This is a genomic window from Rhizobium sp. 1399, from assembly GCF_031455475.1.
Classification (GTDB): Bacteria; Pseudomonadota; Alphaproteobacteria; order Rhizobiales; family Rhizobiaceae; genus Rhizobium.
In genome coordinates this window covers 154,093-180,066 of the sequence record NZ_JAVDSU010000012.1, presented here as the reverse complement: position 1 = coordinate 180,066, position 25,974 = coordinate 154,093, and the positions used below count along the sequence as shown (strand labels likewise).

The following is a 25,974-nucleotide window of genomic DNA, read 5'->3' as shown; positions in this document are numbered from 1 at the left end:
CTGCTCAGGGAGGAGCGGAAATGGCTGTCGTGCTGATCCTCGTCCTTGTTGTCGTCGGCTCCGTGCTGTTCCATGTGCTGAGCCCGTGGTGGTGGACGCCGATTGCGTCCAACTGGAGCTATATCGACAGCACGCTCGTCATCACCTTCTGGATTACCGGCGTCGTCTTCGTGGCGGTGATTTCCTTCATGGCCTATTGCGTGTTCCGCTTCCGGCACAGGCCGGGGAACCGGGCGCATTACGAGCCCGAGAACCGCAGGCTGGAAGTTTTGCTCGCCTCGGGAACGGCGGTCGGCGTCGCCGCCATGCTGGCGCCCGGCCTCATCGTGTGGAAACAGTTCATCACGGTGCCCCCAGATGCCGCATCGGTGGAGGTCGTCAGCCAGCAATGGCTGTGGAGCTTCCGCCTGCCGGGCGCTGACGGAAAGCTCGGCCGCGCCGAGACGCGCGATGTCACCGCCGAAAATCCACTCGGCCTCGACAAGAACGACGCAAGCGGCCTCGACGACGTCATCATCGAGGGCGGCGAGCTGCACCTGCCGATCGACAAGCCGGTGCACATATTGCTGCGCTCCGTCGATGTGCTCCACGATTTCTACGTGCCGGAATTCCGCGCCAAGATGGACATGATCCCCGGCATGGTCACCTATTTCTGGCTTACGCCGACACGGACGGGAACCTTCGAAATTCTCTGTGCCGAACTTTGCGGCGTCGGCCATCCGCAGATGCGCGGGACCGTCGTGGTCGACAACGCCGCAGACTATCAGACCTGGCTCGATCAGCAGCAGACATTCACCCAGCTTACGGCATCATCGGGAGAGCCACCGCCGGCAAACTAAACCGACGAAGAGGGTCGGAGGCCGCATCGGGGAAGGAAAGGGAAGAGAGATCATGGTCGAGATTCCATCCGGCAGCATCCCCTCCGCCGAAGTCGAGGATGTCGAGCTTTATCATCCGCACAGCTGGTGGACCAAATATGTGTTCAGCCAGGATGCGAAGATCATCGCCGTGCAATATTCGATCACCGCCATCTCGATCGGCCTAGTGGCGCTGGTGCTCTCCTGGCTGATGCGGATTCAGCTCGCCTTTCCCGGCGCTCTCTCCTTTATCGATGCCGATCATTACTACCAGTTCATCACCATGCACGGCATGATCATGGTGATCTATCTCCTGACCGCGCTCTTCCTCGGCGGTTTTGGCAACTATCTCATTCCGCTGATGGTCGGCGCGCGCGACATGGTCTTCCCCTACGCGAACATGCTGAGCTACTGGATCTATCTGCTTGCAGTGCTGATCCTGGTCGCGGGCTTTTTTGCCCCCGGCGGCCCGACAGGGGCCGGCTGGACGCTTTATCCGCCGCAATCGGTTCTGTCAGGCACGCCGGGCGGCAACGACTGGGGCATCCTCCTGATGCTGATCTCCCTGATCGTCTTCATCATCGGCTTCACCATGGGCGGCCTGAACTATGTGGTGACGGTGCTGCAGGGCCGGGCGCGCGGCATGACGCTGATGCGGATGCCGCTCACCGTCTGGGGCATCTTCACTGCCACAGTGATGGCGCTACTCGCCTTTCCGGCGCTCTTCGTCGCCTGCGTCATGATGCTCTTCGACCGCGTGCTTGGCACCAGCTTCTTCATGCCCGCCATCGTCGAGATGGGCACGCAGCTCCAGCATGGCGGCGGTAGCCCGATCCTCTTCCAGCACCTGTTCTGGTTCTTCGGTCATCCGGAGGTCTATATCGTGGCGCTGCCTGCCTTCGGCATCGTTTCGGACCTGATCAGCACGCATGCGCGCAAGAACATCTTCGGCTACCGCATGATGGTGTGGGCGATCGTCATCATCGGTGCGCTGAGTTTCGTCGTCTGGGCGCACCACATGTATGTCAGCGGCATGAACCCGGCCTTCGGCTTCTTCTTCGCCACCACGACGCTGATCATCGCTGTGCCCACGGCGATCAAGGTCTACAACTGGGTGCTGACGCTGTGGCGCGGCGACATCCACCTGACGCTGCCGATGCTCTTTGCGCTTGCCTTCATCGTCACCTTCGTCAATGGCGGGCTCACCGGTCTCTTCCTCGGCAACGTCGTCGTCGACGTGCCGCTGTCGGATACGATGTTCGTCGTCGCGCATTTCCACATGGTCATGGGGGTCGCGCCGATCCTCGTCATCTTCGGGGCGATCTATCACTGGTATCCGAAGGTGACGGGACGCATGCTGGACGAGACACTCGGCCAGATCCACTTCTGGATCACCTTCCTCGGCACCTATGCCATCTTCTTTCCGATGCATTATCTCGGCCTGCTCGGCGTGCCGCGCCGCTATTTCGAGATGGGAGAGACGGCTTTCGTTCCGCCTTCGGCGCATACACTGAACATATTCATCACCATCATGGCTCTGGTCGTCGGGGCGGCACAGATCGTCTTCCTGTTCAATCTGGCCTGGAGCCTTTTCCGGGGCAGGGAGGCAGGCGGCAATCCGTGGCGGGCAACGACGCTCGAATGGCAGACGCCGCAGACGCCGCCTGCGCACGGCAACTGGGGCAAGGATCTGCCTGTCGTCTATCGCTGGGCCTATGACTATAGCGTGCCGGGCGCGGCGGAAGATTTCATCCCGCAGAATGTGCCGGCAAGCGATGGCGTCACCCGCGAGGTTCCGGCATGAACGTCATCCTGCTTTTCCTCGCCGCCATCGCCGCCATCATCATCTGGTGGCTGGCCGGGCAGCGGCTGACCTCGAAGCCGTGGCTCGAAACCGGCTCGGTGCAACTGCCGGATCGTCATGGCGTCGACCGGCCGCCGGTGCCGGCGGTGAAGATCGGCCTCTTCGTGTTTCTCGGTGTCGTCGGCGCGATCTTCAGCCTTGCCGTCAGCGCCTATTTCATGCGCATGGCCTCTGCCGACTGGTGGGGGATGCCGGTACCGCGCCTGCTCTGGGTGAACACTGCAGCACTCGCCTTGAGCAGTGCCGCGCTGCAATGGGCCAAACGCGAAGCCCGACACGGCCGCCTGGAAAGCCTGCGGCCGGCGCTTGTGACAGGCCTTGCGCTTGCGGTCTTCTTTCTCGTCGGGCAGATCCAGGCATGGCGGGAGCTTACGGCCGCCGGTTATGTACTTGCCGACAATCCCGCCAACAGCTTCTTCTACATGCTGACCGGCCTGCACGGCCTGCATATTCTGGGCGGGCTTGCCGTGCTCACGCACACGACGGTCAGGGCATTTTCAGCCGACGTTCAACCGGAAAGGCTGCGGCTCAGCGTCGACCTCTCGGCCATCTATTCGCATTTCATGCTCGCCGTCTGGCTCCTGCTCTTCGCGCTCTTTGCCGGCTGGGCGAATGATTTCGTCGATCTCTGCCGCACATTACTGAACTAGGAGATTTGCAGATGGCACATCCTGTCCAGACACACGGCGAGCCCGGCCTCAGGCCGGCGGGTCTTCGCGGTGTCGCGGCCGATTTCAGTTCGGATCAGCGCGCCTTCAAGACCGCCTCCTGGGGCAAGGCGATGATGTGGATCTTTCTGCTCAGCGACACCTTCGTCTTCGGCTGCTTCCTGATCGCCTATATGACGGCGCGCATGTCGACGCCGGTCCCGTGGCCCAATCCGAGCGAGGTCTTTGCGCTGCATATCGGCGGCCAGGACGTTCCGCTGATCCTGATCGCGATCATGACCTTCGTGCTGATCTCGAGCAGCGGCACCATGGCGATGGCGGTCAATTTCGGCTATCGCCGCGACCGCCGCACGACCGCGATCCTGATGCTGCTGACGGCGGTTCTGGGCGCATGCTTCGTCGGCATGCAGGCCTTCGAATGGACGAAGCTTATCACCGAAGGCGTGCGCCCCTGGGAAAACCCGTGGGGGGCGGCGCAATTCGGCTCGACCTTCTTCATGATCACGGGCTTTCACGGCACGCACGTGACGATCGGCGTCATCTTCCTCCTCATCGTCGCCCGCAAGGTTTGGCGCGGCGATTTCGACGTGGAACGGCGCGGCTTCTTCACCAGCCGCAAAGGCCGCTACGAGGCCGTCGAGATCATGGGCCTCTACTGGCACTTCGTCGACCTTGTCTGGGTCTTCATCTTCGCATTTTTCTATCTGTGGTGAGGTCGTCATGAGCGAGACAACGGCGCATGCACAAGTCCAAACGGCGCATGCACAGGCACATACCGGACAGCAGCACCCGATCCGGCTCTATCTCCTCGTCTGGGGCCTGCTCTTCGTGCTCAGCGCCGGTTCCTACATGGTCGATTATCTGGGCATCCAGGGCTACCTGAGGTGGACGCTGATCCTGGTGTTCATGATGCTGAAGGCCGGCCTGATCGTCGCCGTCTTCATGCACATGGCCTGGGAGCGGCTGGCGCTCGTCTACGCCATCCTGCTGCCGCCGCTGCTGGTGCTGGTTTTCGTGGCGCTCATGGTATCGGAAGCGGACTATACGATTTTCACCCGGCTCGCCTTTTTTGGCGCCGGGCCGTAGAAGACGCGGGTCCGAACTGCCGTCCTGACAGCAATGGCGAAATGCATTTGTTTTCCGTTCAAGGCGACAGCAGGGTCGCTTGCAGGCCCTGAACCGGGGCATAAAGACAGGCTCCCAGGAAAATTTTTGCGTCCTGTATTTTGTGTGGAACTCTCTGCCTCTCTGTGCGTTTGGCAGCATCTTTATGGAGCGATCGGGAGGAGATCATGCAACCGAAGATCGGAATGGATGCGCCTGCGGACCGCTGGATTGGTGCTGTTGAGCTTGCGATCGTGCAGAAGGCATTCGACAAGCTTTGCGCGGAGCGCGGCTGGTCACGCGACTGCGCAGAGGCGCGCGAACTCGCTCGTATAACAATCGACCTTTACCGGCAGGGTGCTGACAGCGAATACAAGTTGCACACCATGCTGTCAGGCTCCGATTTCAAGACACCGGCCCTGTGAGGGGGCCATGAGCAATGTCGTAACATTCCCGCGCCGTAACCTCCGACCGCAGCGGCCATCCTATGTCGGTTCGGCAAGGCAGGTGGAGGGGAGGATCGCCATTCTGGAGACGATCGCGAAGATCACCGTTCGCGACAGTGCCTTCACGCCCTATGAACAGGCTGCCCTGCTGGCGAAGCTGAGGACCGCCATGCGGGCGGAATGCGTTGCGCACAAGCTGTCGCCGGAAGAACAGTTCGAAACGATGCGCTATGCCGAGCGGCTTCTCGACGATATCCTTGAAAGCGTCAACGACTGAAGCGGCTGCCTTCACGTCTTCTTGTTCCGCCGCACCCTTCCAGGCACCATGCCGCAGTTGCAGAGCGCCGTCTGCTCATGCCAACATTCGATCATGCTGATCCGACCTGCCAGAACCGAAGACCGCAGCGCCATCTGGACGATCCTGGAGCCTGTCATCCGGGCGGGTGAAACCTATACACTCGACCGCGACATGAGCGAGGCCGATGCGCTCAACTACTGGCTCGGCCCCGACAAGGAGAGTTTCGTCGCCGATGACGGCGGCAGCATCATCGGCACCTATTATATCAAGGCCAATCAGGCGGGTGGCGGCAATCACGTCTGCAATTGCGGCTATATGACCGCGCCGGAGGCGGCAGGCCGTGGTGTGGCGCGCATCATGCACCAGCACTCGCTTGCCCATGCACGCCAGCGTGGCTTCCGGGCCATGCAGTTCAACTTCGTCGTCAGTTCCAACGAGCGGGCCGTGCGGCTGTGGCAGTCGCTCGATTTTCAGGTGGTCGGCCGGCTTCCGGGGGCGTTTCGGCATCCCACACTTGGGTTTGTCGATGCGCTTGTCATGTACAGGGAGCTTTGAGGGCGGGAGCCCTTCTTCGCAACGACGACATCGATCATGGAAGCGTCTGCCCGCCGCGCCGCGCCGCGTTGCGCCCAATGATCGCGGCGATCACCACGAAGAGCACTGCCGTCCCGAGGTTCCAGCCAAGCACCATGACGGTCGCATCCAGCGGATGAAACATCGAGAGTGCCGAGGAGGTGATGCCCGAGACGGCGAGGCTGCCGATGAGGGCAACTGAGACCGGCCGCAGGAAGGCGACGTAGCGCAGCATGATCAGCATCAGCAGCGAGAGCGGAATGCTGGTGACGATGAGCGTCAGCAGGCAGCTCGTGGCGGCCTCGACGGTGACGGCGGCCGGCGGCAGCGCCACCCAGCCGGCAAAGCACTGATAGCCGATATTGGCCATCCAGATGACGAGCGTGGGAAGCGGAAGCAGCATCCACAGACGGGATTTGTCGGGCAGGCTCATCATGAATGTGGCGATTGCCGCGAGAATGCCGGTCGCGAGCGAGGACAGCATGCCCGTCAGGAAGACGGGATCGGCCATGCGTTCGGAAAATTGCGGGCGCAAGCCGTGGATCATCGTCAGAATGCCCATCAGTGCGAAGGCGAGCGCCAGCCAGAGGGCGGCGCGCAGCAGCGGCGGCCGCAGCCGCCTGACGGGTGTGACATTGTCCGCAAGAGACCGGATGAGATCGGCGGTTTCCATCACGGTTCACCATGATCGAGAAGGATCTTGCGAAGGCTTTTCAGCGCCCTATGAGTGGCTACCTTCAGCGACGTGACGGACATCCCGCTCTCTCTGGCAGCCTCCTTCAGCGACATTTCCTTCAGTTTCAGCATGTTGATCGCCTGCTGTTGCGCCGGCGGCAGGTCGCTGATTGCGCCTTCGAGATGAACCCGGTTGGCAGCTTCCTCGATATCGTTACTGGTTGCAACCGCGTCATGTTCGCTCGACAGCGGAAATTCATGGGCGCGCTGGCGTCCCTGCCGGCGCAGCCGGTCGAAGGCGCGCCGGTTTGCAATGCCGACGAGCCAGGGGCCGAAGGGCCGGGTCGGGTCGTAGGTTTCGCGGATCGAATGAATGGTCAGCAGGATATCCTGAACCGTGTCCTCCACGTCTCTCGGGTCGCGGTGATAGCGCACCGCCAGCGAGCGCAAATAGGGCGTGATCTCCTGCAGCAGGCGAAGATACGCGGCAGCATCGCCATCCTGGGCGCGGGCCATCAGGATCGTCCAGTCGAGCTCGCGATGGCGTGCGCGCCTGATGTCAGAGCCCGCCGGCCGGGAGGAGACGAGTTTCAGTCGGTCACCGCGCTCCTCGCTCATGCGGGCGCGCTCCTTTTCCGCGGGCGAGCAAACACGCGTGACATGAGATAGTCGAGCGACAGCGGGCCGGGGCCGAGCGCCATGATGGCGAGCGCAAGGGCAGCCCAGTAGAGGTGAAAATTCACCCAGCCGTCTGGAAAGACCAGCTGGATGATGCCGGTCATGATCAGCAGCGCAAGGCCGACGAGGCGCGTGGCAAAGCCTGCCAGCAGCAGGACCGGCAGCGCGATCTCCGCACAGCCGACGAGAAGGGCGACCGTATCGGGGGCGGGGAAACCGTAGAGATTGCCGAATATATGCAGCTTGAACTGGTCTTCGAACAGGAATTGCGTGCCGACCGAGAGCTGCAGGAAGCCGTCCCAGCGGGTCAGCCCCGAACGCAGGAAGGGCAGCGCAAGCGCAATGCGCACGACCGGCGGGGCGACGGCGAGGCCGATCAGGCTGACGATGTTGAGAAGCCGCAGATAGAGTGCGGCAGGCGTAAATCGGCTGTCCGTCATTTGCTGCCGCTCCCGAATGCGATCGCGAAGGCGGTGAAAGCGCGCGCCGTCATCAAGCCAGAGAGGCAGGCAGGCAGGTCGAAACGGGGACTGTCCTCCAGCGCCTGTTTCATCGCGTCGATCATCGTCCGTCCCTTGCCGAGTGCGATGATGAAGGCGGCCGCACCCGGCGGCAGCGCGCGCGCTTCGACATCTGCGCCGGGGCGCAGCAGCAATATGTCTTCGCCGCCGGCGGATATATCCACTTCGGCCGGCTGCCCGTCCGCAACGTTCATCCGCCAGATCGTCAGCGCCGGGAAGGGCGAGCGCACGATGCGCAGCGAGGGATGCAGGGCGACGCTGAGATGCGGCAGGTCATAGGCCTTGATCGCGGCAAAGGCCCTGGCCTCGATCGGCTCTGCCTCGGCGGCATGATAGGCCTCCACCCAGGCCCGCTCGATGCGCGCCACGTCGGCGAGATAGGCAAGGCTTGCTGCCGCTTCGAAAGTCTCGATGAAATCGGCAAAGCCCCGGCCATAATCGAGCATGATCGGGGAGGTGGGCGGATCGAGCGCGACATAGATCCGCCCCATGGCAAGGAAGAACTCGTCGCCGACGATGCGCGCCACGCCCGGAAACGCATCCTTCAACGTCGCCGTCAGTCCGGCGATGACGTTGTTGCGGTAAACGTTGAAGCGCCTCAGGCTGGGCCGGCCATCCGGCCCGACCAGACCTTCGGGCAAGGGTTGCGCGGGGTCCAAAAGGGCTGTGGCGAAATCATGCTGGCGTTTGGCGGTCGAAGGTGTCGTCGGCATCAGCCGATCCCCCGTGTGACGACATTGCGCCAGAACCGGCGCAGACGATCGAGACCGCCGGCGGTCGAACTCCAGAGTGTGGCAACGCTGCCCATCGGGGCGGCAATTTCCCGCGATCGATCCCAGGCATAGTAGATGGCAACGCTGTGGCCGGTCATCGGGGGCTCCTCATTCGGCGGCCACGCGTCGATGGTGCAAGGCCGCCTCGCGCATCAGCCTTTCGGCGCGCGCCGCTTCCTCGGCCAGAACAGGCCATTCCGGAAGATCGGCATCCCATTCGATCAGCGTCGCCACCGGCCCGATGCGAGAGAGCGCATGGGCGTAGAGATCCCAGACGATGGCATCGACCGTGCGATCATGCGTGTCGATGAGCAGCGGCCGGTCTTCCTCGTCGGCTTCGCGCGCATGGCCGGCCAGATGGATTTCGCGGACATGATCCAGCGGATAGGCATCGATATAGGCGACGGCGTCCCAGTGCTGGTTGGTGGAGGCGACGTAGACATTGTTGACATCGAGCAGCAGGCCGCAGCCGGTGCGCTGCACGATCTCGGCGATAAAGTCGCTCTCCGACCACGTGCTTTCGGAGAAGGCAAGATAGGTCGAGGGGTTCTCGAGCAGCATCTGCCGGCCGAGCGCCTGCTGCACCTCGTCTACGTGATCGGCGACGCGAGATAACGTCTCGTCCGTGTATGGCAGCGGCAAGAGATCGTTGAAGAAGCCGGCATCATGCGACGACCAGGCGAGATGCTCCGAAAAGAGTGCGGGCCGGTAGCGTTCGTTCAGCGCCTTCAGCCGGGAAAGATGCTGCCTGTCGAGCGGCCGGTCGGCGCCGATCGACAGGCCGACGCCATGCAGCGACAGCGGATAATGTTCGCGCACGGCGGCGAGATAACGATGCGGCGGGCCGCCTTCGCCCATGTAGTTTTCCGCATGCACCTCGAAGAAGCCGATATCGGGCAGGGTCTTGATGATGTGGCTGTAATGCTCCGCCTTGAGGCCGACACCGGCGCGTGCCGGCATGTCTTGATCAGGTAGGGCAATGTCTGGACTTTGCATGGGGCACCTGGCGTGGGTCGGGATGGACCGGCCCGCGCAGGAGCGGGCCGGTCTTTTCGGGAGGCAAGTCTTGGGAGGATGTCGGTCCTCGGGGGCAGTCTTCCGGCGGGCGGTCATCCGGTTCTGCCCGGAGCAAGCCTCCCGGATCGGCGTCGGATCAGGCCTTGGGAGTGAGGCTGCCGGCGCCCTTCGGTGTGGACATGGTGGTGCAGGTGCCCTTCGGAACGAGCTTGAAGGCATTGCCCTGGTAATCGACGGTGCTCGTGCCTGCGCAAGTCGTGCCGGCGCCGGCATAGCAATCGTTCTGACCCTTCAGCGCCGTGCCGAAGCAGGGCTCGACCTTGCCGGATTTCACCTGGGCCGTGTGTTCCGCCTGGATCTTCTTCTGCGCGTCGGTGAATTCTTCCGCACCGGCCGGCAGGGCCGTGAGGGCACCGATGGCGCTGGCGAAGGCGCCGACGACAAGCGTGGACAACATGCGATTGGACATTGATATTCTCCGGTTTTCGATGATGGCCAGAAGACTGTTCAGTCGCCTGGGGCGGTGCGATCCGCCTGTCTTGAAGTTCGCTGCAGCGGTCGAAAGGTTACCTGCTCCTGCTACCTCTTTTGTTCTGCGCAGGACGCTCACATCCTGCCTTTGCCGGGCGCGGGTTTGCGCGCAACGATCGTTGCGGGATGGATGGAGGGCGGCTCGGCGAGCAGCGGCGGAACACTCGCAAAGATCAGCTTTGCCGCTTCGCCGCTCATATGCGCATTGCGGCTTTCGTAATCGGTGAAGAGATCGATGGGGAAGATCAGGTCGGGATCGGCTTCGGAGCGCAGCACGAGCCAGGTCGTCGTGCCGGCCTCGCTTTCGACGTGCGGCAGCGCGCCAGCAATCAGGCGCGCGACATCCTCTCCGCTTCCGGTCCTGGCGCGGAACGGAATGACAGCGGCAAGTTCGTTCATCGTAAATTCCCCTCAATGGTCTGTTCGAGCCATTAAGGGTGAAAAATCCGGGCCAGTATTGAAGGGTGTTGCGGCTCTTGGTACCGCCTTGCTACCGCCTGACGTTCAGTTCAGGCGGGAATCCCATAGACCGGTATTTCGCCGCTGAGCCCCCGCAGGAAGGCCGTGGTGCCATGCAGGCTGCGGCCGCGCGCGGCAAGCAGCGCACGCGCGTCCTCGTCCTCGACCACTGGTGTCGTTGCAAAGATCATGTCCGGGGTGGCGATCGTCTGCAGGCGCGAGGCGACATTGACCGTCTGGCCGAAATAATCCTGCCGCTCGTTCATCAGCACGGCAAGGCAGGGGCCGCTATGGAGGCCGACCTTCAGGAACAGGTCGTCGCGGCTGTCGCGCCGGTTGAGTTCATCGATAACCTTGCGGATGTCGAGCGCGGCCGCCACGCCCTGAGCCGGGCTCGGAAAGGTTGCCATGATCGCATCGCCGATCGTTTTGACCACAGCGCCGCCATGGGCGGAGACGACCTGATGCATGAGCTGGAAATGCGAGCGCACCAGATCGAAGGCCGCAAGGTCGCCGATCCGCTCGTAGAGTTCGGTCGATCCCTTCAGGTCCGTGAACAGGAAGGTGAGGCTGGTGATCCTGAAGCGCTGATTGATATCGAGAACATTGGTGCGGTAGATATCCCGAAAGGTCTGATGCGTGAGCAGCCGCTTGGCGGTCAGGACAGGCACACGCCGCGTAAGGATCGCCTCCAGCGCCTCGCAGGCGATCCAGAGGATCGGCAGTATCCTGCGGTTCGTCCGGTTTTCCAGATCGAGCGTCAGAAGGCCGGGCGCCACCCGCAGCGTTTCGCCGGCCTGATGCGCGTCATCGATCTCGATCGACAGGCGCTGGCCTTCGGCCGGTTCGCCGGTCACTTCCAGGAAGCGCGAGCTGTGCGTCACGGGATCGAAGAGGATGGCCACACCCTCACTCATCTGAACCTGCCGGCCCATGCGCGCACCCGGCGCAATCTCGAACGCGTCGAGAACGACTTCGCCGACGATGGGGGCAAGATGTTCGGGGAGATCGCTGCCGGAACTCCAGAAAATCTGGCGCGTATAATCCCAGAGCGGCAGGTTGTCGGGATCGTGGGCGGCGATGTGGCGGATGCGCGGGTCGACCGTGAAGGTGATCTCTACGGTTTCGTCGAGCGTCGGTTCGCAATCGAGCGAACAGAAGGAACAATTATAGTGATGCTGGTCGATGCCCTGCAGCGATTCCGCCTGATAGAGCACCCCGCCGCAGCTTTGACAGACGACGTTCCAGGAGAGTTCGAAAAGGCCGAACTGGGTGGCATGCAGGAAGGCTGCGATACTCTCCTGTTCGCCGAGCCCGTTCGCCCGCGCAAAGGCCAGCGGATTGACGCGGTTCAGGCGAAAATCCGGCGCGTCTTCGATTAGATGTGCCATCGCACTGGCAACGGTTTCGTCGACATGCTGGCGCACGGCCATGACGCGGTTGGTTATATCGGGCATCGCTCATCCCATCAGATAGGGGTCAAAAACAGGGCCGAGAGGAACAAAATAGGGCGGCGGCGGCAGGCAGGCGAGCCGTTTATTTTTTCGCCTTTAAGTAACCTTTTGCGTACCGGAGCGAAACAGCTGATCGCTCCGTGCAGGCGGCCGCTTGCTTCGAGTAAAACCTGGCCCTAATTCGGCGGGCGCCGCCGCAGCCGACGTCCGTGCTCGCGTGCAAAAGCGGCGGGTGTGCCACCCGTCAGGCGGTGGAAACGCCGGGTGAAATGGCTCTGGTCCGAATAGCCGGTCGCAAGGGCCACTTCCGCCAGCGACGTATCGGTTTCGGCAATCAACACCCGGGCGCGCTCGATCCGGCGCTGTTCGACGAAATTGATCGGGCTTACGCCGGTGCTCTGCTTGAAAAGCCGGGCGAAATGAAAGCGGCTGACATCGACGAGGGCCGCCAGTTCCGCAAGCCCGATCATCCGGTCGAGATTGTCCTCGATATAGTCGGTGATGCGCTCAATTTCGGCCGTGCCGAGGCCGGGCAGTGTGCTGCGCTCCGCAATGCCGAAGGCATTATAGGCCCTCATGAGATGCGCGGCGAGGGCGGCAGAGACCTGGTCGACGATCAGCGCCTGGGCGGGATGGGCCTGCTGCTCCAGTTCAGCGAGCAGCACGAGCGCCATATTTTCGATCAGCCTGTCGCGGGTTTCGAATATATTCCTGATTTCGATGCTTGCCGCCGCGCGCGACCCAAGCTCTTCGCCGGCGGCTGCCACCAGCCGGGCCGGAACACGCAGCCGCGCCGATGTCGGCGTGCGGCCCTCCCACGTCGATACGCAGCCCGCCGGCATCAGAAGCGACATGCCGGCCGAAATCGTGCCCTCGTGGACGACCCCGTCGCGCCGTTGGATCAGGCGGCCGCGGCCGGAGGGGCAATAGGAAATAAGGTGGTGATCGAGAGCCGGATAGGTCTGCGAACAATCGAGCCGCGGCCGATAAAGATCGACAGTCACTCCGCTCCATCCCCGATCCCGCGTCGTCGCCAGCGGCCGTCGCGGCTTGATGTCGACGATCTCCTCGATGGAGACGAGCTTTTGTCCTGACGGCGAAATTGGGTGCGGCTCGTTCATGACGGTTCGGCCAATCCAGGTTGTATTGATGTCAGGGTAGAGGTTTTTGGCGGCGGGTTGAAGTGTTCCGGTGGTTGAAATGAGGCTGCTGCAGGCAGGATGCTGCACGCTGGAGACCTTGTTTCGTTCTATCGGTTCTCGTCTGCTGAAAAAAAGAAAGCCGGCACAGGGCCGGCTTAGACGAACGCGGCTGAATAGGGGATACTGGGCCGGCTCCTTGCATTTCGTGACTGACAATAAATTTCACTACAATGCCGAGGTCAGCAGAGAAGGCGTAACGAGATCGCCATGAGGGCGGCTCCGCAAAGGGGTGGGCGGCGGGCGGAGACCGGTGCTGTCCTCGGGTGTGTTTATGAGGGAGGAACATCACCGATTGATGACATCGGCAAACCGGGCGGTGATTTCTTTTCATAGGCCCGATCTTTCATGTGGATGAACGTCCGAGCCTGATGCTGGCGGATAGCCGGATCGTGTGAATGCAGTGTTCAGGCCACTGTGGATGTCAAAGCTTCACAAAGGGGCTATATAGCGGGCGAATTCGACATGATATCCGCAAAGAGCCCCATGCCACCGATCATTTCCGTCCAAAATCTCACCAAGACCTATGCAAATGGCTTCCAGGCGCTGAAGGGCATCAACCTCGAAATCGAACGCGGCGAAATCCTGGCGCTGCTTGGGCCGAATGGGGCGGGCAAGACGACGCTGATTTCGATCATCTGCGGCATCGCCAATCCGAGCGGCGGCGCGGTCATCGTCGATGGACATGATGTGGTGAAGGATTTCCGCGCCACACGCACGCTGATCGGGCTCGTGCCGCAGGAGCTGACCACCGACCAGTTCGAGACGGTGTGGAATACGGTGAGCTTCTCGCGTGGGCTGCACGGCAAGAAGGCCAACCCCGCCCATATCGAAAAGGTGCTGCGCGACCTGTCGCTCTGGGACAAGAAGGACAACACGCTGCGCCAGCTCTCCGGCGGCATGAAGCGGCGCGTACTGATCGCCAAGGCGCTGTCGCACGAACCCTCGATCCTCTTCCTGGACGAGCCGACGGCGGGCGTGGACGTGACGCTGCGCAAGGACATGTGGCATGTCGTCGAGCGGCTGCGGGCCTCCGGTGTGACCATCATTCTGACAACGCACTACATCGAAGAAGCCGAAGAGATCGCCGACCGCGTCGGCGTCATCAATGGCGGCGAGCTGCTGCTCGTTGAAGACAAGCAGGCGCTGATGGCCAAGCTCGGCCGCAAGCAGCTCATCCTCGAGCTCAACGAACCGCTTGAAAAACTGCCGGACTGCTTCGCCGGCAACGGCCTGTCGATCGAGGCCGAGGGCAACCGGCTGGTCTATGAGTTCGACACCCACAACGAGCATGAAAGCGTGGCATCGCTTCTGACGCGGCTCGGGCAAAACAACATCCATTTCCGGGATCTCTCGACGCGGCAGAGCTCGCTCGAAGACATCTTCGTATCGCTGGTAGGAGGCGCAAGATGAACTTCGAAGCGATCAAGTCGATCTATTATTTCGAGATGGCGCGTACCCGGCGCACGCTGCTTCAGAGCGTCATTTCGCCCGTCATTTCCACGTCGCTCTATTTCATCGTCTTCGGTGCGGCCGTCGGCTCGCGCATCCAGCAGGTGGAGGGCGTCTCCTACGGCGCCTTCATCACGCCTGGCCTCATCATGCTGACGCTGCTCGGCCAGTGCATCGGCAACGGCTCCTTCGGCATCTATTTTCCGAAATTCACCGGCACGATCTACGAGATCCTGTCGGCCCCCGTCGCCATGACGGAAATCCTGATCGGCTATGTCGGGGCGGCCGCCACCAAGGGGCTGCTCATCGGCGTCATCATCCTGGTGACGGCCAATATCTTCGTCGATGTCCGGATCGAGCATCCCTTCATGATGGTGCTGTTCTTCCTGCTGACGGCGATCAGCTTCAGCCTGTTCGGCTTCATGATCGGCATCTGGGCGACGAATTTCGAGCAGCTCAACCTCATCCCCATGCTGGTCGTGCCGCCGCTAACCTTCCTCGGCGGCAGCTTCTACTCGATCAACATGCTGCCGCCCTTCTGGCAGGCCGTCAGCCATTTCAATCCGGTGCTTTATCTGGTCAGCGGCTTCCGCTGGAGTTTCTACGGCATCGCTGACGTCAACCCGCTGGTCAGCCTCGGCATGATCTCGCTGTTTCTGGTGATTTGTTTGAGTACGCTCGGGTGGATATTCAAGACAGGGTATCGGTTGCGGAACTGATGGGTGGCGGCAGCAGCCGGCAAAATCCGAGCAGGCGAACAAAATCGTTCCCATTTTGTTCGCGACTGCTGGTCTGACCTCGCTGTCATTTGCGGAGGAGGAGAGTCGTGGCGGAGCAACAGGCGAAGTTCGAGCGGCTGAAGGCGCTGCATCAGCGGGACGAGGCATTCGTCATTCCGAACCCGTGGGATGCCGGCTCGGCCCGGATTCTGGCGAGCCTTGGTTTCGAGGCTTTGGCGACGACCAGCGCCGGTTATGCCTTTTCCAAGGGCAAGCGGGATTCCTTTGCGAGCCTGAAGCGCGGCGAGATCCTCGATAATGCCGCCGAGATCGTCGGAGCGACCGATCTTCCCGCCTCGGCCGATCTCGAAGACGGGTTCGGCGCAGCACCCGAGATCTGCGCCGAAACGATTCGGCTGGCATCCGAGGTCGGGCTGGTCGGCGGATCGATCGAAGATGCGACCGGCGATCCGGCAAGGCCGATCTATGATCTCTCGCAAGCCGTCGAGCGCGTACAGGCCGCGGTGGAGGCGGCGCGGAAGCTGCCTTTCCTGCTGACGGCGAGGGCGGAGAATTTTCTCTGGGAACGGCCGGATCTCGATGACACGATCAAGCGGCTGCAGGCTTTCTCGGCAGCCGGCGCCGATGTGCTCTATGCGCCCGGTCTGCCTGATATCGACGCCATCCGAACCGTCTGCGCCGCGGTCGACAAGCCCGTCAATGTGGTGATGGGCCTGAAGGGGCCGCGCTACAGCGTTGCCGAACTCTCGGCGGCAGGCGTGCGCCGGGTGAGTGTCGGCGGGTCCTTTGCGCGCGCTGCACTTGGTGCACTGCTGCGGGCAACCGAGGAGGTGAAATCATCGGGGACCTTTAGCTATGCGGCCGATGCGATCCCGGCGGCCACGCTCAGCCGGCTCATGTCGCAGGAGAAGCGGGGCGACCGGGAGTAGGGCTGCATCGATCGCCTCTCATTGCGGATTGGTGATGAGGTCGGGAAATTTGTAGTAGATGCAGTTGCTCATAACGAAGAACGACATGCCCGTATCGCCGAGCTCGTAAGATGAGAGCTCCCACTCGAAGGTGTCGTGACCGTCATACCCGGCCAGTAATGCCATCAGGCTCAACTCCCGGTACGGTCCTGGCGGAAACATTGCGCCATACACCGTCACCTCCTTTCCGGCGAACTCGCCCTTGATGACCCTCCTGATCGCCAGATCCGCCCGGATCATCCGGGTCGGGAATTCGTTTGTCACGACCAAACCGGATTCGCCGATGAAAAGCGACTTGACGCTGGCCTCGACCACCACCTTCGCCTTTGCCAGCAGCTCATTCTGCGGAGGACATCGCGGCATCCCGGCCGCTGGTCTCAGGCTGAGAACCAACAGGATGAAAATCCCATGGAAGCCTGTTTGCATGCGCGCGCTCGATGATGCTCCCGGCATCGGTGTTTCCCCCATTCGGCAGGCCAATTCCTGCCGGTTGCGCGAAGCTGGACTCGAATCGTGGCTTATCCGCCACCCAATGATGGCGTCGCGGTGTCAAACAGGTGATGGTTGTAAGTGCGAAATGACAAAACCCGGATGTCTGCCAATCAGCCCTTCTTCTTGCGCTGACGCTTGCCGTGCCGCGGGCGGAAATCGACAAGTAGGGATTTCAGTTCAAGTTCGCGCACGCGTCGGGCCGCTTCATCCGGGCTCACCCAGTCCAGCACGCGCTGGCCGACCTCGCGGAACTGCCCCTGCGTGCGGTCTACCTCGATCTGGAAGATATCGACGATGCACGGAACAACGTCGCCGTCATCCAGCTCCTTCAGATAGGTGTAGCGGCCGACCGGCTGCTTGCTTACCGTTCCGCGCACGCCGGCTTCCTCCCAGGCCTCGATGGCGGCTGCCTCATGCGGCTTCTTCTTTTTCATCGGCCAGCCCTTGGGAATGATCCAGCGGCCGCTGTCGCGCGTGGTGACGACGAGGACTTCGATTTCGGAGTGATCAGTCTCGGGACCGCCGTTTCGGTAACGGAAGCAGAGCGCGCCATATTGCTGGCGAAAGGCGGCTGAGAAAAGCTTCTCGGGTCTTTCTGCAAGCTGCTTCAGCAGGGGCTTTGAGGGTCCGGCGTAGGATTTTGCGCCTTTTTTGCGGGATTTCATGACATCTAGCATTGTCAAATTTTACTTTTTCGATCAATTGCCTGCGACGCTTTATTACAGATTTATGACAGTCTTCTACGACAGTCCCCGGTTCAGGAAGGATCGCCCGAGATGATGAGCGTGTTTCGCAAGATGATGCCGCGGGAGGACCGCTTCTTCGATATGTTCTGCAGGCATTCGGAAACGGTCGTCGCAGCCGCCCATGCTATGGAAAAGCTGTTGAAGGGCGAGGCGGTTCAGGAGAATTGCGACAAGATCATCGCACTGGAAGACCAGGCTGACGACATCACCCGCGAAGTGCTGGTTGCTGTCCGGCGCAGCTTCATCACGCCCTTTGACCGCGGCGACATCAAGGATCTGATCCAGTCCATGGATGATGCGATCGACATGATGCACAAGACGGTGAAGATCATCCGCCTGTTCGAGCAGACGAGTTTCGACCCGCTGATGCAGGAGATGGGCGGGGAGATCGTCAAGGCGGCGGCCCTGATGGAGGAAGCAATCCCGCTTCTCAACAAGATGGGTGCGAATGCGCAGCGGCTGGCTGTCATCGCCGAAGAGATCACCCGGGTCGAAGGCCGCTCCGACGAACTGCATGACGAGGGGCTCAAGGACCTCTATCGCCGGCATGGCGCCAGCGGCAATGCCATGGCCTACATGATCGGCAGCGAGATCTACTCCAATCTGGAAAAGATCGTCGACCGGTTCGAGGACGTGGCCAATGAAATCAGCGGCGTCGTCATCGAGAACGTCTGATGGAAGCCTCTCTTTCCCTTCCGCTGCTGATCGGGTTGATCGGTGTGGCGCTATTCTTCGATTTCCTGAACGGGCTGCATGATGCGGCAAACTCGATTGCGACCATCGTTTCCACCCGGGTTCTCAGGCCGCAATATGCCGTCGGCTGGGCGGCCTTCTTCAATTTTATCGCCTTCCTGTTTTTCGGCCTGCATGTTGCCGAAACGCTCGGCACCGGCATTATCGATCCGGCCATCGTCTCGCCGCAGGTGATCTTTGCGGCACTGATGGGGGCGATCGTCTGGAACATCGTCACCTGGCTGTTCGGCATTCCCTCTTCGTCTTCGCATGCGCTGGTCGGCGGGCTTGTCGGGGCAGGATGGGCGAAGGTCGGTTTCAGCTCCATCGTCTGGGGCGGCTTGTTGAAGACGGTTGGCGCGATCTTCATGTCGCCGGCGATCGGCTTCCTGCTTGCGCTGTTCTTCGTCCTCGTCGTCTCCTGGCTCTTCGTGCGCCAGACGCCCTTTGCTGTCGACCGCACCTTCCGCTTCATGCAGTTCGTGTCGGCCTCGCTCTATTCGCTCGGACATGGCGGCAACGATGCGCAGAAGACCATGGGCATCATCGCCGTTCTTCTCTTCAGCCAGGGGCAGCTCGGCCCGAGTTTCCATGTGCCGCTCTGGGTGGTCATCTCCTGCCAGTCGGCCATGGCGCTCGGCACGCTCTTCGGCGGCTGGCGGATCGTTCACACGATGGGCTCGAAAATCACCAGGCTCAACCCGATGCAGGGGTTCTGCGCCGAGACCGGCGGGGCGCTGACGCTGTTTGCCGCGACCTGGCTCGGCATTCCCGTGTCGACGACACACACGATCACCGGAGCGATCATCGGTGTCGGCGCCGCGCGACGCCTGTCGGCCGTGCGCTGGGGTGTTGCGGGCAACATCGTCATCGCCTGGGTGATCACCATGCCGGCTGCCGCTGCCATCGCGGCCGCCTGCTATGGGATTGCAAGCCTGTTTGCCTAAGGGCAGGGGTCCGCTCGATGTATCGAATACCCTAATTTTAGGGGGCACTATTTTCGATCGGATGTTGCGCTCTATTCTCCATGCAAGGAGAAGGAGACAACGAGCGGACCATGCATCTATCCAGGCATTTATCTGAATTGAATGAGGAAACCCCGGCAAAGACAGGCCGCCGCGAGATCGATCAGTACGGCGCCATCTGCTGCCGCGTCGAGCGAGGCGGAAGGCTGAGCGTACTGCTCGTCACCAGCCGCGATACCGGACGATGGGTGATCCCGAAGGGCACTCTCGGAAGAAAGGAAAGGCCATATCGCTGCGCCCAGCGCGAGGCTTTCGAAGAGGCTGGCATCATCGGCAGGGTCAGGAAGAAGCCGCTCGGCTTTTACACCTATCTGAAGGATCACGAGACGCCGCTGACGGTTTCTGTTCATCTGCTGCGGCTGGAGAGCGAGGCCGCGCATTTTCGCGAATATGCCGAGAGGCAGAAGATCTGGATTTCTCCGGCGGAAGCAGCGTTACTTGTCGAAGAGCCGGAGCTGCAGGCGCTCTTCCGGTCCATCGATGCGGATAATCCCCTGACATCGCAGGACCGGCTGAAGCCACGCCGGATTGCCGGACGGCGGTCGGTGCATGAGGCGGCGGTATCGCTCGCCACATCGCCGGCATCGCACTGACGGCCTTCAGTTGCGCGGAATGGACTTTGAAATGACGAAGGCCCGGTATACGGGCCTTCGCGTTACAGGCTATCGGGGACTGCCGGTCGCCAGGGGTCCCCAGGAGAGCTCGCGATCCGCGATGGTCGCAAGATCGATCACCACTTCGATGCCGGTCCTGATACGCCGCCGCAGGATGTCGGCGCGATCGGAATTCGTCCGGAGCAGACCTTTCTCGTGCAGCGTCTGAAGCCGCGTGCGCGAAAGCTTGAGCTCGGATGCCAGCAGACGGTCGAGGCGTGTGCCCGCAGGCAAGGGCACCGCCAGTTCGATCTCCAGCCGCGTCCAGTCGGCGGCCTCGCGCAGCACCTGCTTGCCGATCTCGAATTCAGGGAATTCGTCGACGCGCTGCGACTTGCGTTTCAATGCGTCGAGGTTGAAGCTTTCGGCGCGGATCCATTTGACATCGTTGGACTGGAGTGCGTCGAGCGTTGCTGGATCGATGTCGCGGACATTCTTGCGCTCGAAGAGCGGCCGGTTCCAGGTCTTGTCGCAGGCGAGGCATTTATAGATCAGCCAGGCATCCAGCTTGCGGCCATTGGCGTTCAACCGGATCTTGTCACTCGATTGAAAGGCTCTCAATCCGCCGCATCCGCCACAGGCAATCCAGGGCTGGGGGGCGGTTTTCGGGGTAATGGTCCATCGGACCCGAAGTGCACAGCACATAGTATCTTGGTCTTCCGTTCGGAAGTCCACCAAGATGGCGCGTGAGAAAACCCATGAGGGCGCGGCGTGGCGATGCTTTCGGGTGGGTGAAGAGCAGAGACAGCGGAGCTGCACTGGCGTTCGGAACAATGCCAAACCGGTCTCTTGCCGCCACCCGATGAACGTGTTCAACCGCCGATAGCCCGCGGCTATCCGGCGATAGGGGTGAAACTGGATTGAGACCGGTACTTACTTAGGCAAAGTCTACCTCGATGCGCCTATGCTCTTCGCGGATACGGATAGCAAATGATCGGCGCAAAGGGGAGAGCGACGCCGCAGCCCGATGATATCGACTGCGGCATTGCGGCATTTATGCAACTTTGTGCTGAAGGTTGCTTCGTCTGCCAGCTTGTTCACGTCAGAGTTCCTGCGCAGTCGGCCGGAACAGGATCTCGTTGATATCGACATCGTCAGGCTGGGCCATCGCGAAGGCGACCACCCTTGCGAAGCTGTCGGCCGGGATGGCGTAGCGTTCGTAGAAATCGGCAATGCCGGCCGCGACATCGGCCTCGGTAACGCTCTGCGGCAGTTCGGACTCAACGGCACCGGGCGAGACGATCGTCGTGCGGATATTGTAGGGCTTCACCTCCTGGCGCAGGCCTTCCGAGATGACGCGGACGGCAGTCTTGGTCGCCGCGTAAACGGCGCTGCCGGGCCGGACCTTGTGGCCGGCGACCGAGGAGACGTTGATGATATGGCCGCTCTTCTGTTCCTTCATGTGGGGAAGGGCGGCGGCAATGCCGTAGAGCACGCCTTTGAGGTTCACGTCGATCATCCGGTCCCAGTCGTCGATCTTGCCGCGCTCCAAGGGAGAGTGCGGCATGAGGCCGGCATTGTTGACGATGACGTCGATGCGACCATGCAGGCGGACGGCCTGATCGACGAGGTGCTTGACCTGATCAGCCTGCGTCACGTCGGTTTCGATGGCGGAACCCTCGACCAAGCCGATCTCGGCCACCAGCGCCTTGAGCCGGTCGATCCGGCGGGCGCCAAGCACGACCTTAGCGCCGGCATTGGCAAGATGACGGGCGGTTGCTTCGCCGAGGCCGCTGCTTGCGCCTGTGATGACAACCGTCTTTCCCTTGATATTGTCGGTCATGACAACTCCATTCCGGCCGGCAACTTACCGGCCGACGCGGGCCTGCAGGTGCGCCGGATAGCGATCTCCCTGCGCGGTGACATCAGATAGGGCGGCCTCGATCTCCTGCAGGTCCTCAGCGGTGAGTTCGATTGCCGCGCCCCCGATATTCTCCTCCAGCCGGTGCAGCTTGGTGGTTCCGGGGATCGGGGCGATCCACGGTTTCTGGGCGAGCAGCCAGGCGAGGGCGATCTGCGCCGGGGTGGCCTGTTTGCTCGCGGCGATCCCGCTCAGCACCGCAACGAGACCTTGATTGGCCTTGCGGTTTTCTTCCGAAAAGCGCGGCACGACGTTACGGAAATCCGTCTTGTCGAAACTGGTGCTCTCGGTGATCGCGCCTGTCAGGAACCCCTTGCCGAGTGGGCTGAAGGGCACGAAGCCGATGCCGAGCTCTTCGAGCAGCGGCAGGATTTCCTTCTCGGGCTCGCGCCACCAGAGGGAATATTCGCTCTGCAGGGCGGCAACGGGCTGCACCGCATGCGCCCGGCGGATCGAGCCGGCGCCGGCCTCGGACATGCCGAAGTGCTTGACCTTGCCTGCGGCGATCAGATCCTTCACCGCGCCCGCGACATCCTCCATCGGCACTTCGGTATCGACGCGGTGTTGGTAGAAGAGATCGATGCAATCCGTGCGCAGCCGCTTGAGGGCAGCATCGGCGACCTCACGGATGCGCTCGGGGCGGCTGTCCTGGCCCTTGCTGACATCACCGTCGCGAAAGCCGAATTTGGTGGCGATCACCACCTGATCGCGAAAGGGTTCGAGCGCTTCGCCGAGCAGTTCCTCATTGGCGCCCTGGGCATAGGCCTCCGCCGTATCGAAGAAGGTCACGCCGCGGTCGAAAGCGGTGCGGATGAGGGTGATGGCGGCCTGCTTTTCCGTTGCCGGGCCGTAGCCATAGCTCAGCCCCATGCAGCCGAGGCCGAGGGCCGAGACTTCGGGGCCATGCGTTCCGAGTTTGCGCTTCTGCATTATCGTATCTCCATCAGGTGATATTGTTCGTCCGTGACCTTCTCCATCCAGTCGACCGGACTGCCGTTGAGCTTTTCAGCGATGGCGATATGGCTCATGGCCGTGCTTGCCGTGGCGCCGTGCCAGTGTTTTTCGCCGGGTGCGAACCAGACGATGTCGCCCGGCCGGATTTCTTCGATCGGGCCGCCTTCGCGCTGCGCCCAGCCGAGGCCGGAGGTGACGATCAGCGTCTGGCCGAGCGGATGGGTATGCCAGGCGGTGCGCGCGCCCGGCTCGAAGGTGACGGTGGCGCCGCCGACGCGGTCGGGATCATCGCTGTCGAAACGGGAGTCGAGACGCACGGTTCCGGTGAAATAGGCTTCCGGACCGGGAACGGAGGGTGCGAAGCCGCTTCGCTTGATCTGCATGTCTGATGTCCTTGCCTGCGGATAATTTCTGCCGATCTTCATTTAGCGGCTACGCAGTTCTGCGATTAGACGCTAAAACCGGCATGAACCTATTAGGGCAACTTATGAATGAGCCGGACCAACCTTGACGATATCGCCGCCTTCCTGACCGTCGCGCGCGAGGGAAGTTTTACGCGGGCTGCCGCCATGCTTGGGGTGTCGCAATCCGCACTCAGCCAGACGGTGCGCGGCCTCGAGGAGCGGATGGGGCTGCGTCTGCTCACGCGCACAACACGCAAGGTTTCGCCGACCGATGCCGGCGAGCGGCTGATCCAGTCGGTCGGGCCGCGGCTGGATGAGATCAACGCGGAGCTCGCGCAACTATCGGCGCTGCGCGACAAGCCCTCGGGCACAGTGCGCATTTCGGCAGGCGAACAGGCGGCAGAACTGATCCTCCTGCCGGCCGTGGAGAGGCTGCTGTCGCAATATCCCGATATTGCCATCGAAATCCTCGTCGATAACGGCCTGACCGATATCGTCGCCGAACGCCTCGATGCCGGCGTGCGGCTCGGCGAACAGGTTGCGAAGGACATGGTGGCCGTCCGCATCGGCCCGGATGTCAGGATGGCTGTCGTCGGCTCCCCCGGTTATTTCGCGGGGCGAGATCGCCCGCACACGCCGCATGACCTGACGGAGCATAATTGCATCAATCTGCGGCTGCCGACGGCTGGCGGTTTCTATGCTTGGGAATTCGAGCAGGGTAGCCGAGAGCTGCGCGTGCGGGTGGAGGGTCAGCTCGCGGTCAATACCGGTGCGCTGGCCGTCAAGGCGGCTCTTGCCGGCGCGGGTCTTGCCTTCGTGCTGGAAGACCGCATCGGCGACGATCTCGAGGCGGGCCGGCTGACTCGCGTGCTCTCGGACTGGTGCCCGCCTTTTTCAGGTTTCCATCTCTATTATCCCAGCCGGCGCCAACCGACGCCGGCCTTCGCTGTTGTGGTGGATGCGCTGCGCTATCGCGGCTGAGTTCAGAAGCCCAAGCGCTTGAGATCTTCGGGCAGGAAATTCTGGCCACTGCGGTTCCTGACGGCGGGCAGACCAGCCATGCGTGCCTGCCACTGTGCCAGCGCGTCGAGGCCTGACGGGACGATGCCGGCAACTTCGGCAAAGGCGAGGCCGGCGAGCAGCGTGATGTCGGCCATCGAATAGGTCTCGCCTGTCAGGAAGGGCTGCCTGGTGAGGATCTCGTTGAAATAGCGCAGACCCTCCTTTGCCTTCTCGCCCTCGCGCTCGCCCATTTCGGTGCGGCCCGGCCATTGCGGGCTCTTGAAGGCCTGCAATGCCGCGCCGAGGCCGGGTGTGGCGTGATGGAAGTAGATGCCGACGGGATCGAGCACATAGGCCTCGGCGCGGCGCTGCATCATGTGGATGAGCGCCTTTTCCCGCGGGGTGCGGCCGGTAAGCTCCGGCTTGCCATCGAGATTGTCGAGATATTCGGTAATCGCTGTGCTTTCGGAAATCAGCGTGCCGTCATCCAGCTCCAGCACCGGCAGGACGCCCGACGGGTTCTTCGCAAGGAAGGCAGGCTGCTTGTGCTCGGCGGCGATCAGGTCGACCGGCACGAATTCGATTTCGGAATCCAGGCCCTTTTGCGCCAGCACGATGCGGATGCGCATGGGGTTGGGGAAGCCCGGTCTGTCGTAGATTTTCATGGAATTCTCTTTCGTTTGGGCAGGCGTGAAGGCGCGCCTCTTCGATCGAGAGGACACCGAGCCCGAGGGATTGCTGATCAAGGTTTGGAAGGCGGAGAGCTGTTGGCCGCGCTTCTTGCCAAGATATGGCATGCAGCCTATTGTTTGATAATGATCCCCTATCTGATCACGCTGTAAAGCAAGGCTACACAATGGATCGAGCGGAACTGGACGGACTTGCGATATTTCTGGCGGTGGCCGAGCAGAACGGGTTTCGCGCAGCCGCACGCCAGCTGGGGCTGACCCCATCGGCAATCAGCCAGGGCATCCAGACGCTGGAACGGCGGGTGGGCGCTGCGCTGTTTGCGCGAACGACCCGCAGCGTGCGGCTGACGGAAGCGGGCCAGAAGCTGCTTGCGCATGCCAAGCCGGCAGCGGCGATGTTTCAGGCCGGCGTGAACGCCGCCCGCGATCTCGGCGAACAGCCGAGCGGCAATTTACGCATCAATGCGCCGCGCCCGGCGGTTTCGCTGCTGATCAACAGCCTCCTGCCTGACTTCCACGAGGCCTATCCCGGTATCACCCTGGAGCTTGTCGGCGACGATGAGTTCACCAACATCGTCGAGCAAGGGTTCGATGCCGGTATCCGGCTCGGGCACACGATCGAGCTCGATATGGTCTCGACCTGGCTGACGCCGCCGGACAAGTTCGTTGTCGTCGGTGCGCCGAGCCTGCTCAAGAAACATCCACGGCCCGGCCATGCACGAGAGTTGCAGGGGTTGCCCGCTCTCTTGACCCGGAGAGGCGGGCAGGTGTCGCGGACCTGGGAATTCGTCGATGGCGGCGAGAGCCTGAAGGTTACCGTCGATGGTCCGCTCATTCTCAACGATTACGAGGCCTCGATCCGGGCTGCCCTTCGCGGCGTCGGCTTCCTCTACACGGTCGGCTCTGTTGTCAGGCACTATATCGAGCAGGGAAGTCTCATCCCGGTGCTGGAGGATCACGCCCGCGATGTGCCGGGGCTCTGCCTCTATTACCCCAGCCGCAGCCAGTCGCTGCCCAAGCTCCGGGCCTTCGTCGATTTCGCGACGAAGCGCATGCGGCAGGGAATGACGTCGGACGCGTTCTCGGTGCAGCCGCAGCGGTCACCAGAAAGCTGAGGGCCGGCGTCCAATCGACACCGG

General features: G+C 62.0%; 33 protein-coding genes. 16 read left to right on the top strand and 17 right to left on the bottom strand.

What is annotated here, in order from left to right; translation table 11 throughout:
• Positions 1–20 precede the first annotated feature (20 nt).
• The 8 genes from J2X71_RS29725 to J2X71_RS29690 all read left to right on the top strand — a co-directional run bounded on the left by J2X71_RS29725 (position 21) and on the right by J2X71_RS29690 (position 5,792).
• Positions 21–839 (top strand): cytochrome c oxidase subunit II, encoded by an 819-nt coding sequence (locus J2X71_RS29725; RefSeq protein WP_310387922.1) that lies wholly within the window; start codon positions 21–23, stop codon positions 837–839.
• Between the two features lie 52 nt (positions 840–891).
• Positions 892–2,661, top strand: coding sequence for a cytochrome c oxidase subunit I (gene ctaD, locus J2X71_RS29720; RefSeq protein WP_310387919.1), 1,770 nt, complete (start codon positions 892–894; stop codon positions 2,659–2,661).
• Positions 2,658–3,371: a cytochrome c oxidase subunit 3 gene (locus J2X71_RS29715; protein WP_310387917.1), complete on the top strand. Its 714-nt coding sequence runs from the start codon at positions 2,658–2,660 to the stop codon at positions 3,369–3,371. Before ctaD ends, J2X71_RS29715 begins: the two co-directional genes overlap by 4 nt.
• An 11-nt stretch (positions 3,372–3,382) precedes the next feature.
• Complete coding sequence (locus J2X71_RS29710; RefSeq protein WP_113321567.1) at positions 3,383–4,102, top strand: heme-copper oxidase subunit III family protein; 720 nt, start codon at positions 3,383–3,385, stop codon at positions 4,100–4,102.
• A gap of 7 nt (positions 4,103–4,109) precedes the next feature.
• Positions 4,110–4,475 carry a cytochrome C oxidase subunit IV family protein gene (locus J2X71_RS29705; RefSeq protein ID WP_310387916.1) on the top strand — a complete coding sequence of 122 codons (366 nt, stop codon included), beginning with the start codon at positions 4,110–4,112 and terminating at the stop codon, positions 4,473–4,475.
• A gap of 206 nt (positions 4,476–4,681) precedes the next feature.
• Complete coding sequence (locus tag J2X71_RS29700; protein ID WP_007816439.1) at positions 4,682–4,918, top strand: hypothetical protein; 237 nt, start codon at positions 4,682–4,684, stop codon at positions 4,916–4,918.
• 7 nt (positions 4,919–4,925) lie between these two features.
• Positions 4,926–5,216 carry a hypothetical protein gene (locus J2X71_RS29695; RefSeq protein ID WP_310387913.1) on the top strand — a complete coding sequence of 97 codons (291 nt, stop codon included), beginning with the start codon at positions 4,926–4,928 and terminating at the stop codon, positions 5,214–5,216.
• Between the two features lie 93 nt (positions 5,217–5,309).
• Positions 5,310–5,792: an N-acetyltransferase gene (locus J2X71_RS29690; protein ID WP_310387911.1), complete on the top strand. Its 483-nt coding sequence runs from the start codon at positions 5,310–5,312 to the stop codon at positions 5,790–5,792.
• A gap of 34 nt (positions 5,793–5,826) precedes the next feature.
• Here the strand turns inward: J2X71_RS29690 and J2X71_RS29685 are convergent, their stop codons facing one another.
• From J2X71_RS29685 to J2X71_RS29640, 10 genes are all read right to left on the bottom strand, one after another.
• Entirely contained in the window at positions 5,827–6,483 is a 657-nt protein-coding gene (locus tag J2X71_RS29685) for a DUF1109 domain-containing protein (protein ID WP_310387909.1), read from the bottom strand.
• Positions 6,483–7,103 carry a sigma-70 family RNA polymerase sigma factor gene (locus J2X71_RS29680; protein WP_113321563.1) on the bottom strand — a complete coding sequence of 207 codons (621 nt, stop codon included), beginning with the start codon at positions 7,101–7,103 and terminating at the stop codon, positions 6,483–6,485. The genes J2X71_RS29685 and J2X71_RS29680 overlap by 1 nt, the downstream gene beginning before the upstream one ends.
• The gene (locus tag J2X71_RS29675) at positions 7,100–7,603 is read right to left on the bottom strand and encodes a DoxX family protein (RefSeq protein ID WP_310387905.1); all 504 of its coding nucleotides are present in this window, start codon (positions 7,601–7,603) and stop codon (positions 7,100–7,102) included. The genes J2X71_RS29680 and J2X71_RS29675 overlap by 4 nt, the downstream gene beginning before the upstream one ends.
• The gene (locus J2X71_RS29670; RefSeq protein ID WP_310387903.1) at positions 7,600–8,397 is read right to left on the bottom strand and encodes a DNA-binding domain-containing protein; all 798 of its coding nucleotides are present in this window, start codon (positions 8,395–8,397) and stop codon (positions 7,600–7,602) included. Before J2X71_RS29670 ends, J2X71_RS29675 begins: the two co-directional genes overlap by 4 nt.
• The gene (locus J2X71_RS29665) at positions 8,397–8,555 is read right to left on the bottom strand and encodes a hypothetical protein (protein WP_310387900.1); all 159 of its coding nucleotides are present in this window, start codon (positions 8,553–8,555) and stop codon (positions 8,397–8,399) included. Before J2X71_RS29665 ends, J2X71_RS29670 begins: the two co-directional genes overlap by 1 nt.
• A gap of 10 nt (positions 8,556–8,565) precedes the next feature.
• Positions 8,566–9,453: a DUF692 domain-containing protein gene (locus J2X71_RS29660; protein ID WP_310387898.1), complete on the bottom strand. Its 888-nt coding sequence runs from the start codon at positions 9,451–9,453 to the stop codon at positions 8,566–8,568.
• A 157-nt stretch (positions 9,454–9,610) separates the two neighbouring features.
• Positions 9,611–9,943, bottom strand: a complete 333-nt coding sequence (locus tag J2X71_RS29655; protein ID WP_113321559.1) for a DUF2282 domain-containing protein — start codon at positions 9,941–9,943, stop codon at positions 9,611–9,613.
• A gap of 137 nt (positions 9,944–10,080) precedes the next feature.
• Positions 10,081–10,404 carry a hypothetical protein gene (locus tag J2X71_RS29650; protein WP_310387894.1) on the bottom strand — a complete coding sequence of 108 codons (324 nt, stop codon included), beginning with the start codon at positions 10,402–10,404 and terminating at the stop codon, positions 10,081–10,083.
• 110 nt (positions 10,405–10,514) lie between these two features.
• Positions 10,515–11,921: a DUF5939 domain-containing protein gene (locus tag J2X71_RS29645; RefSeq protein WP_310387892.1), complete on the bottom strand. Its 1,407-nt coding sequence runs from the start codon at positions 11,919–11,921 to the stop codon at positions 10,515–10,517.
• Between the two features lie 173 nt (positions 11,922–12,094).
• A complete protein-coding gene (locus J2X71_RS29640; protein ID WP_310387890.1) occupies positions 12,095–13,039 on the bottom strand; it encodes an AraC family transcriptional regulator in 945 nt (314 codons plus the stop codon).
• Positions 13,040–13,603: 564 nt separating this feature from the next.
• On the opposite strand from J2X71_RS29640, the gene J2X71_RS29635 reads away from it, so the two are divergent.
• From J2X71_RS29635 to J2X71_RS29625, 3 genes are all read left to right on the top strand, one after another.
• Positions 13,604–14,530 (top strand): ABC transporter ATP-binding protein, encoded by a 927-nt coding sequence (locus J2X71_RS29635; RefSeq protein ID WP_310388021.1) that lies wholly within the window; start codon positions 13,604–13,606, stop codon positions 14,528–14,530.
• On the top strand, positions 14,527–15,288 hold the full coding sequence (locus tag J2X71_RS29630; protein WP_113321554.1) for an ABC transporter permease: 762 nt from the start codon (positions 14,527–14,529) through the stop codon (positions 15,286–15,288). The genes J2X71_RS29635 and J2X71_RS29630 overlap by 4 nt, the downstream gene beginning before the upstream one ends.
• A 107-nt stretch (positions 15,289–15,395) precedes the next feature.
• Positions 15,396–16,238, top strand: a complete 843-nt coding sequence (locus J2X71_RS29625) for an isocitrate lyase/phosphoenolpyruvate mutase family protein (protein WP_310387887.1) — start codon at positions 15,396–15,398, stop codon at positions 16,236–16,238.
• 18 nt (positions 16,239–16,256) lie between these two features.
• On the opposite strand, the gene J2X71_RS29620 is transcribed toward J2X71_RS29625, so the two are convergent.
• Entirely contained in the window at positions 16,257–16,730 is a 474-nt protein-coding gene (locus J2X71_RS29620) for a hypothetical protein (protein ID WP_310387885.1), read from the bottom strand.
• A gap of 149 nt (positions 16,731–16,879) precedes the next feature.
• Complete coding sequence (locus J2X71_RS29615; RefSeq protein ID WP_310387884.1) at positions 16,880–17,434, bottom strand: NUDIX hydrolase; 555 nt, start codon at positions 17,432–17,434, stop codon at positions 16,880–16,882.
• Positions 17,435–17,545: 111 nt separating this feature from the next.
• On the opposite strand from J2X71_RS29615, the gene J2X71_RS29610 reads away from it, so the two are divergent.
• From J2X71_RS29610 to J2X71_RS29600, 3 genes are all read left to right on the top strand, one after another.
• Complete coding sequence (locus J2X71_RS29610; RefSeq protein WP_113321550.1) at positions 17,546–18,190, top strand: DUF47 domain-containing protein; 645 nt, start codon at positions 17,546–17,548, stop codon at positions 18,188–18,190.
• Positions 18,190–19,194 carry an anion permease gene (locus J2X71_RS29605; RefSeq protein ID WP_310387881.1) on the top strand — a complete coding sequence of 335 codons (1,005 nt, stop codon included), beginning with the start codon at positions 18,190–18,192 and terminating at the stop codon, positions 19,192–19,194. Before J2X71_RS29610 ends, J2X71_RS29605 begins: the two co-directional genes overlap by 1 nt.
• Positions 19,195–19,331: 137 nt before the next feature.
• Positions 19,332–19,865, top strand: a complete 534-nt coding sequence (locus J2X71_RS29600; protein ID WP_310387878.1) for an NUDIX hydrolase — start codon at positions 19,332–19,334, stop codon at positions 19,863–19,865.
• Positions 19,866–19,934: 69 nt separating this feature from the next.
• Here J2X71_RS29600 and J2X71_RS29595 read toward each other — a convergent pair whose 3' ends face one another.
• From J2X71_RS29595 to J2X71_RS29580, 4 genes are all read right to left on the bottom strand, one after another.
• The gene (locus J2X71_RS29595) at positions 19,935–20,570 is read right to left on the bottom strand and encodes a DUF1062 domain-containing protein (protein ID WP_310387875.1); all 636 of its coding nucleotides are present in this window, start codon (positions 20,568–20,570) and stop codon (positions 19,935–19,937) included.
• 397 nt (positions 20,571–20,967) lie between these two features.
• Entirely contained in the window at positions 20,968–21,708 is a 741-nt protein-coding gene (locus J2X71_RS29590; protein WP_310387873.1) for an SDR family oxidoreductase, read from the bottom strand.
• Between the two features lie 24 nt (positions 21,709–21,732).
• Positions 21,733–22,716 (bottom strand): aldo/keto reductase, encoded by a 984-nt coding sequence (locus J2X71_RS29585; RefSeq protein WP_310387871.1) that lies wholly within the window; start codon positions 22,714–22,716, stop codon positions 21,733–21,735.
• Positions 22,716–23,123, bottom strand: a complete 408-nt coding sequence (locus J2X71_RS29580) for a cupin domain-containing protein (RefSeq protein WP_310387869.1) — start codon at positions 23,121–23,123, stop codon at positions 22,716–22,718. Before J2X71_RS29580 ends, J2X71_RS29585 begins: the two co-directional genes overlap by 1 nt.
• A 108-nt stretch (positions 23,124–23,231) precedes the next feature.
• Between J2X71_RS29580 and J2X71_RS29575 the strand changes: the two genes are divergently transcribed.
• Positions 23,232–24,125: a LysR family transcriptional regulator gene (locus J2X71_RS29575; RefSeq protein WP_310387867.1), complete on the top strand. Its 894-nt coding sequence runs from the start codon at positions 23,232–23,234 to the stop codon at positions 24,123–24,125.
• A 2-nt stretch (positions 24,126–24,127) separates the two neighbouring features.
• On the opposite strand, the gene J2X71_RS29570 is transcribed toward J2X71_RS29575, so the two are convergent.
• Positions 24,128–24,811 (bottom strand): glutathione S-transferase family protein, encoded by a 684-nt coding sequence (locus J2X71_RS29570; protein WP_113321543.1) that lies wholly within the window; start codon positions 24,809–24,811, stop codon positions 24,128–24,130.
• 191 nt (positions 24,812–25,002) lie between these two features.
• Between J2X71_RS29570 and J2X71_RS29565 the strand changes: the two genes are divergently transcribed.
• A complete protein-coding gene (locus J2X71_RS29565) occupies positions 25,003–25,950 on the top strand; it encodes a LysR family transcriptional regulator (RefSeq protein ID WP_310387865.1) in 948 nt (315 codons plus the stop codon).
• Positions 25,951–25,974: the final 24 nt, after the last annotated feature.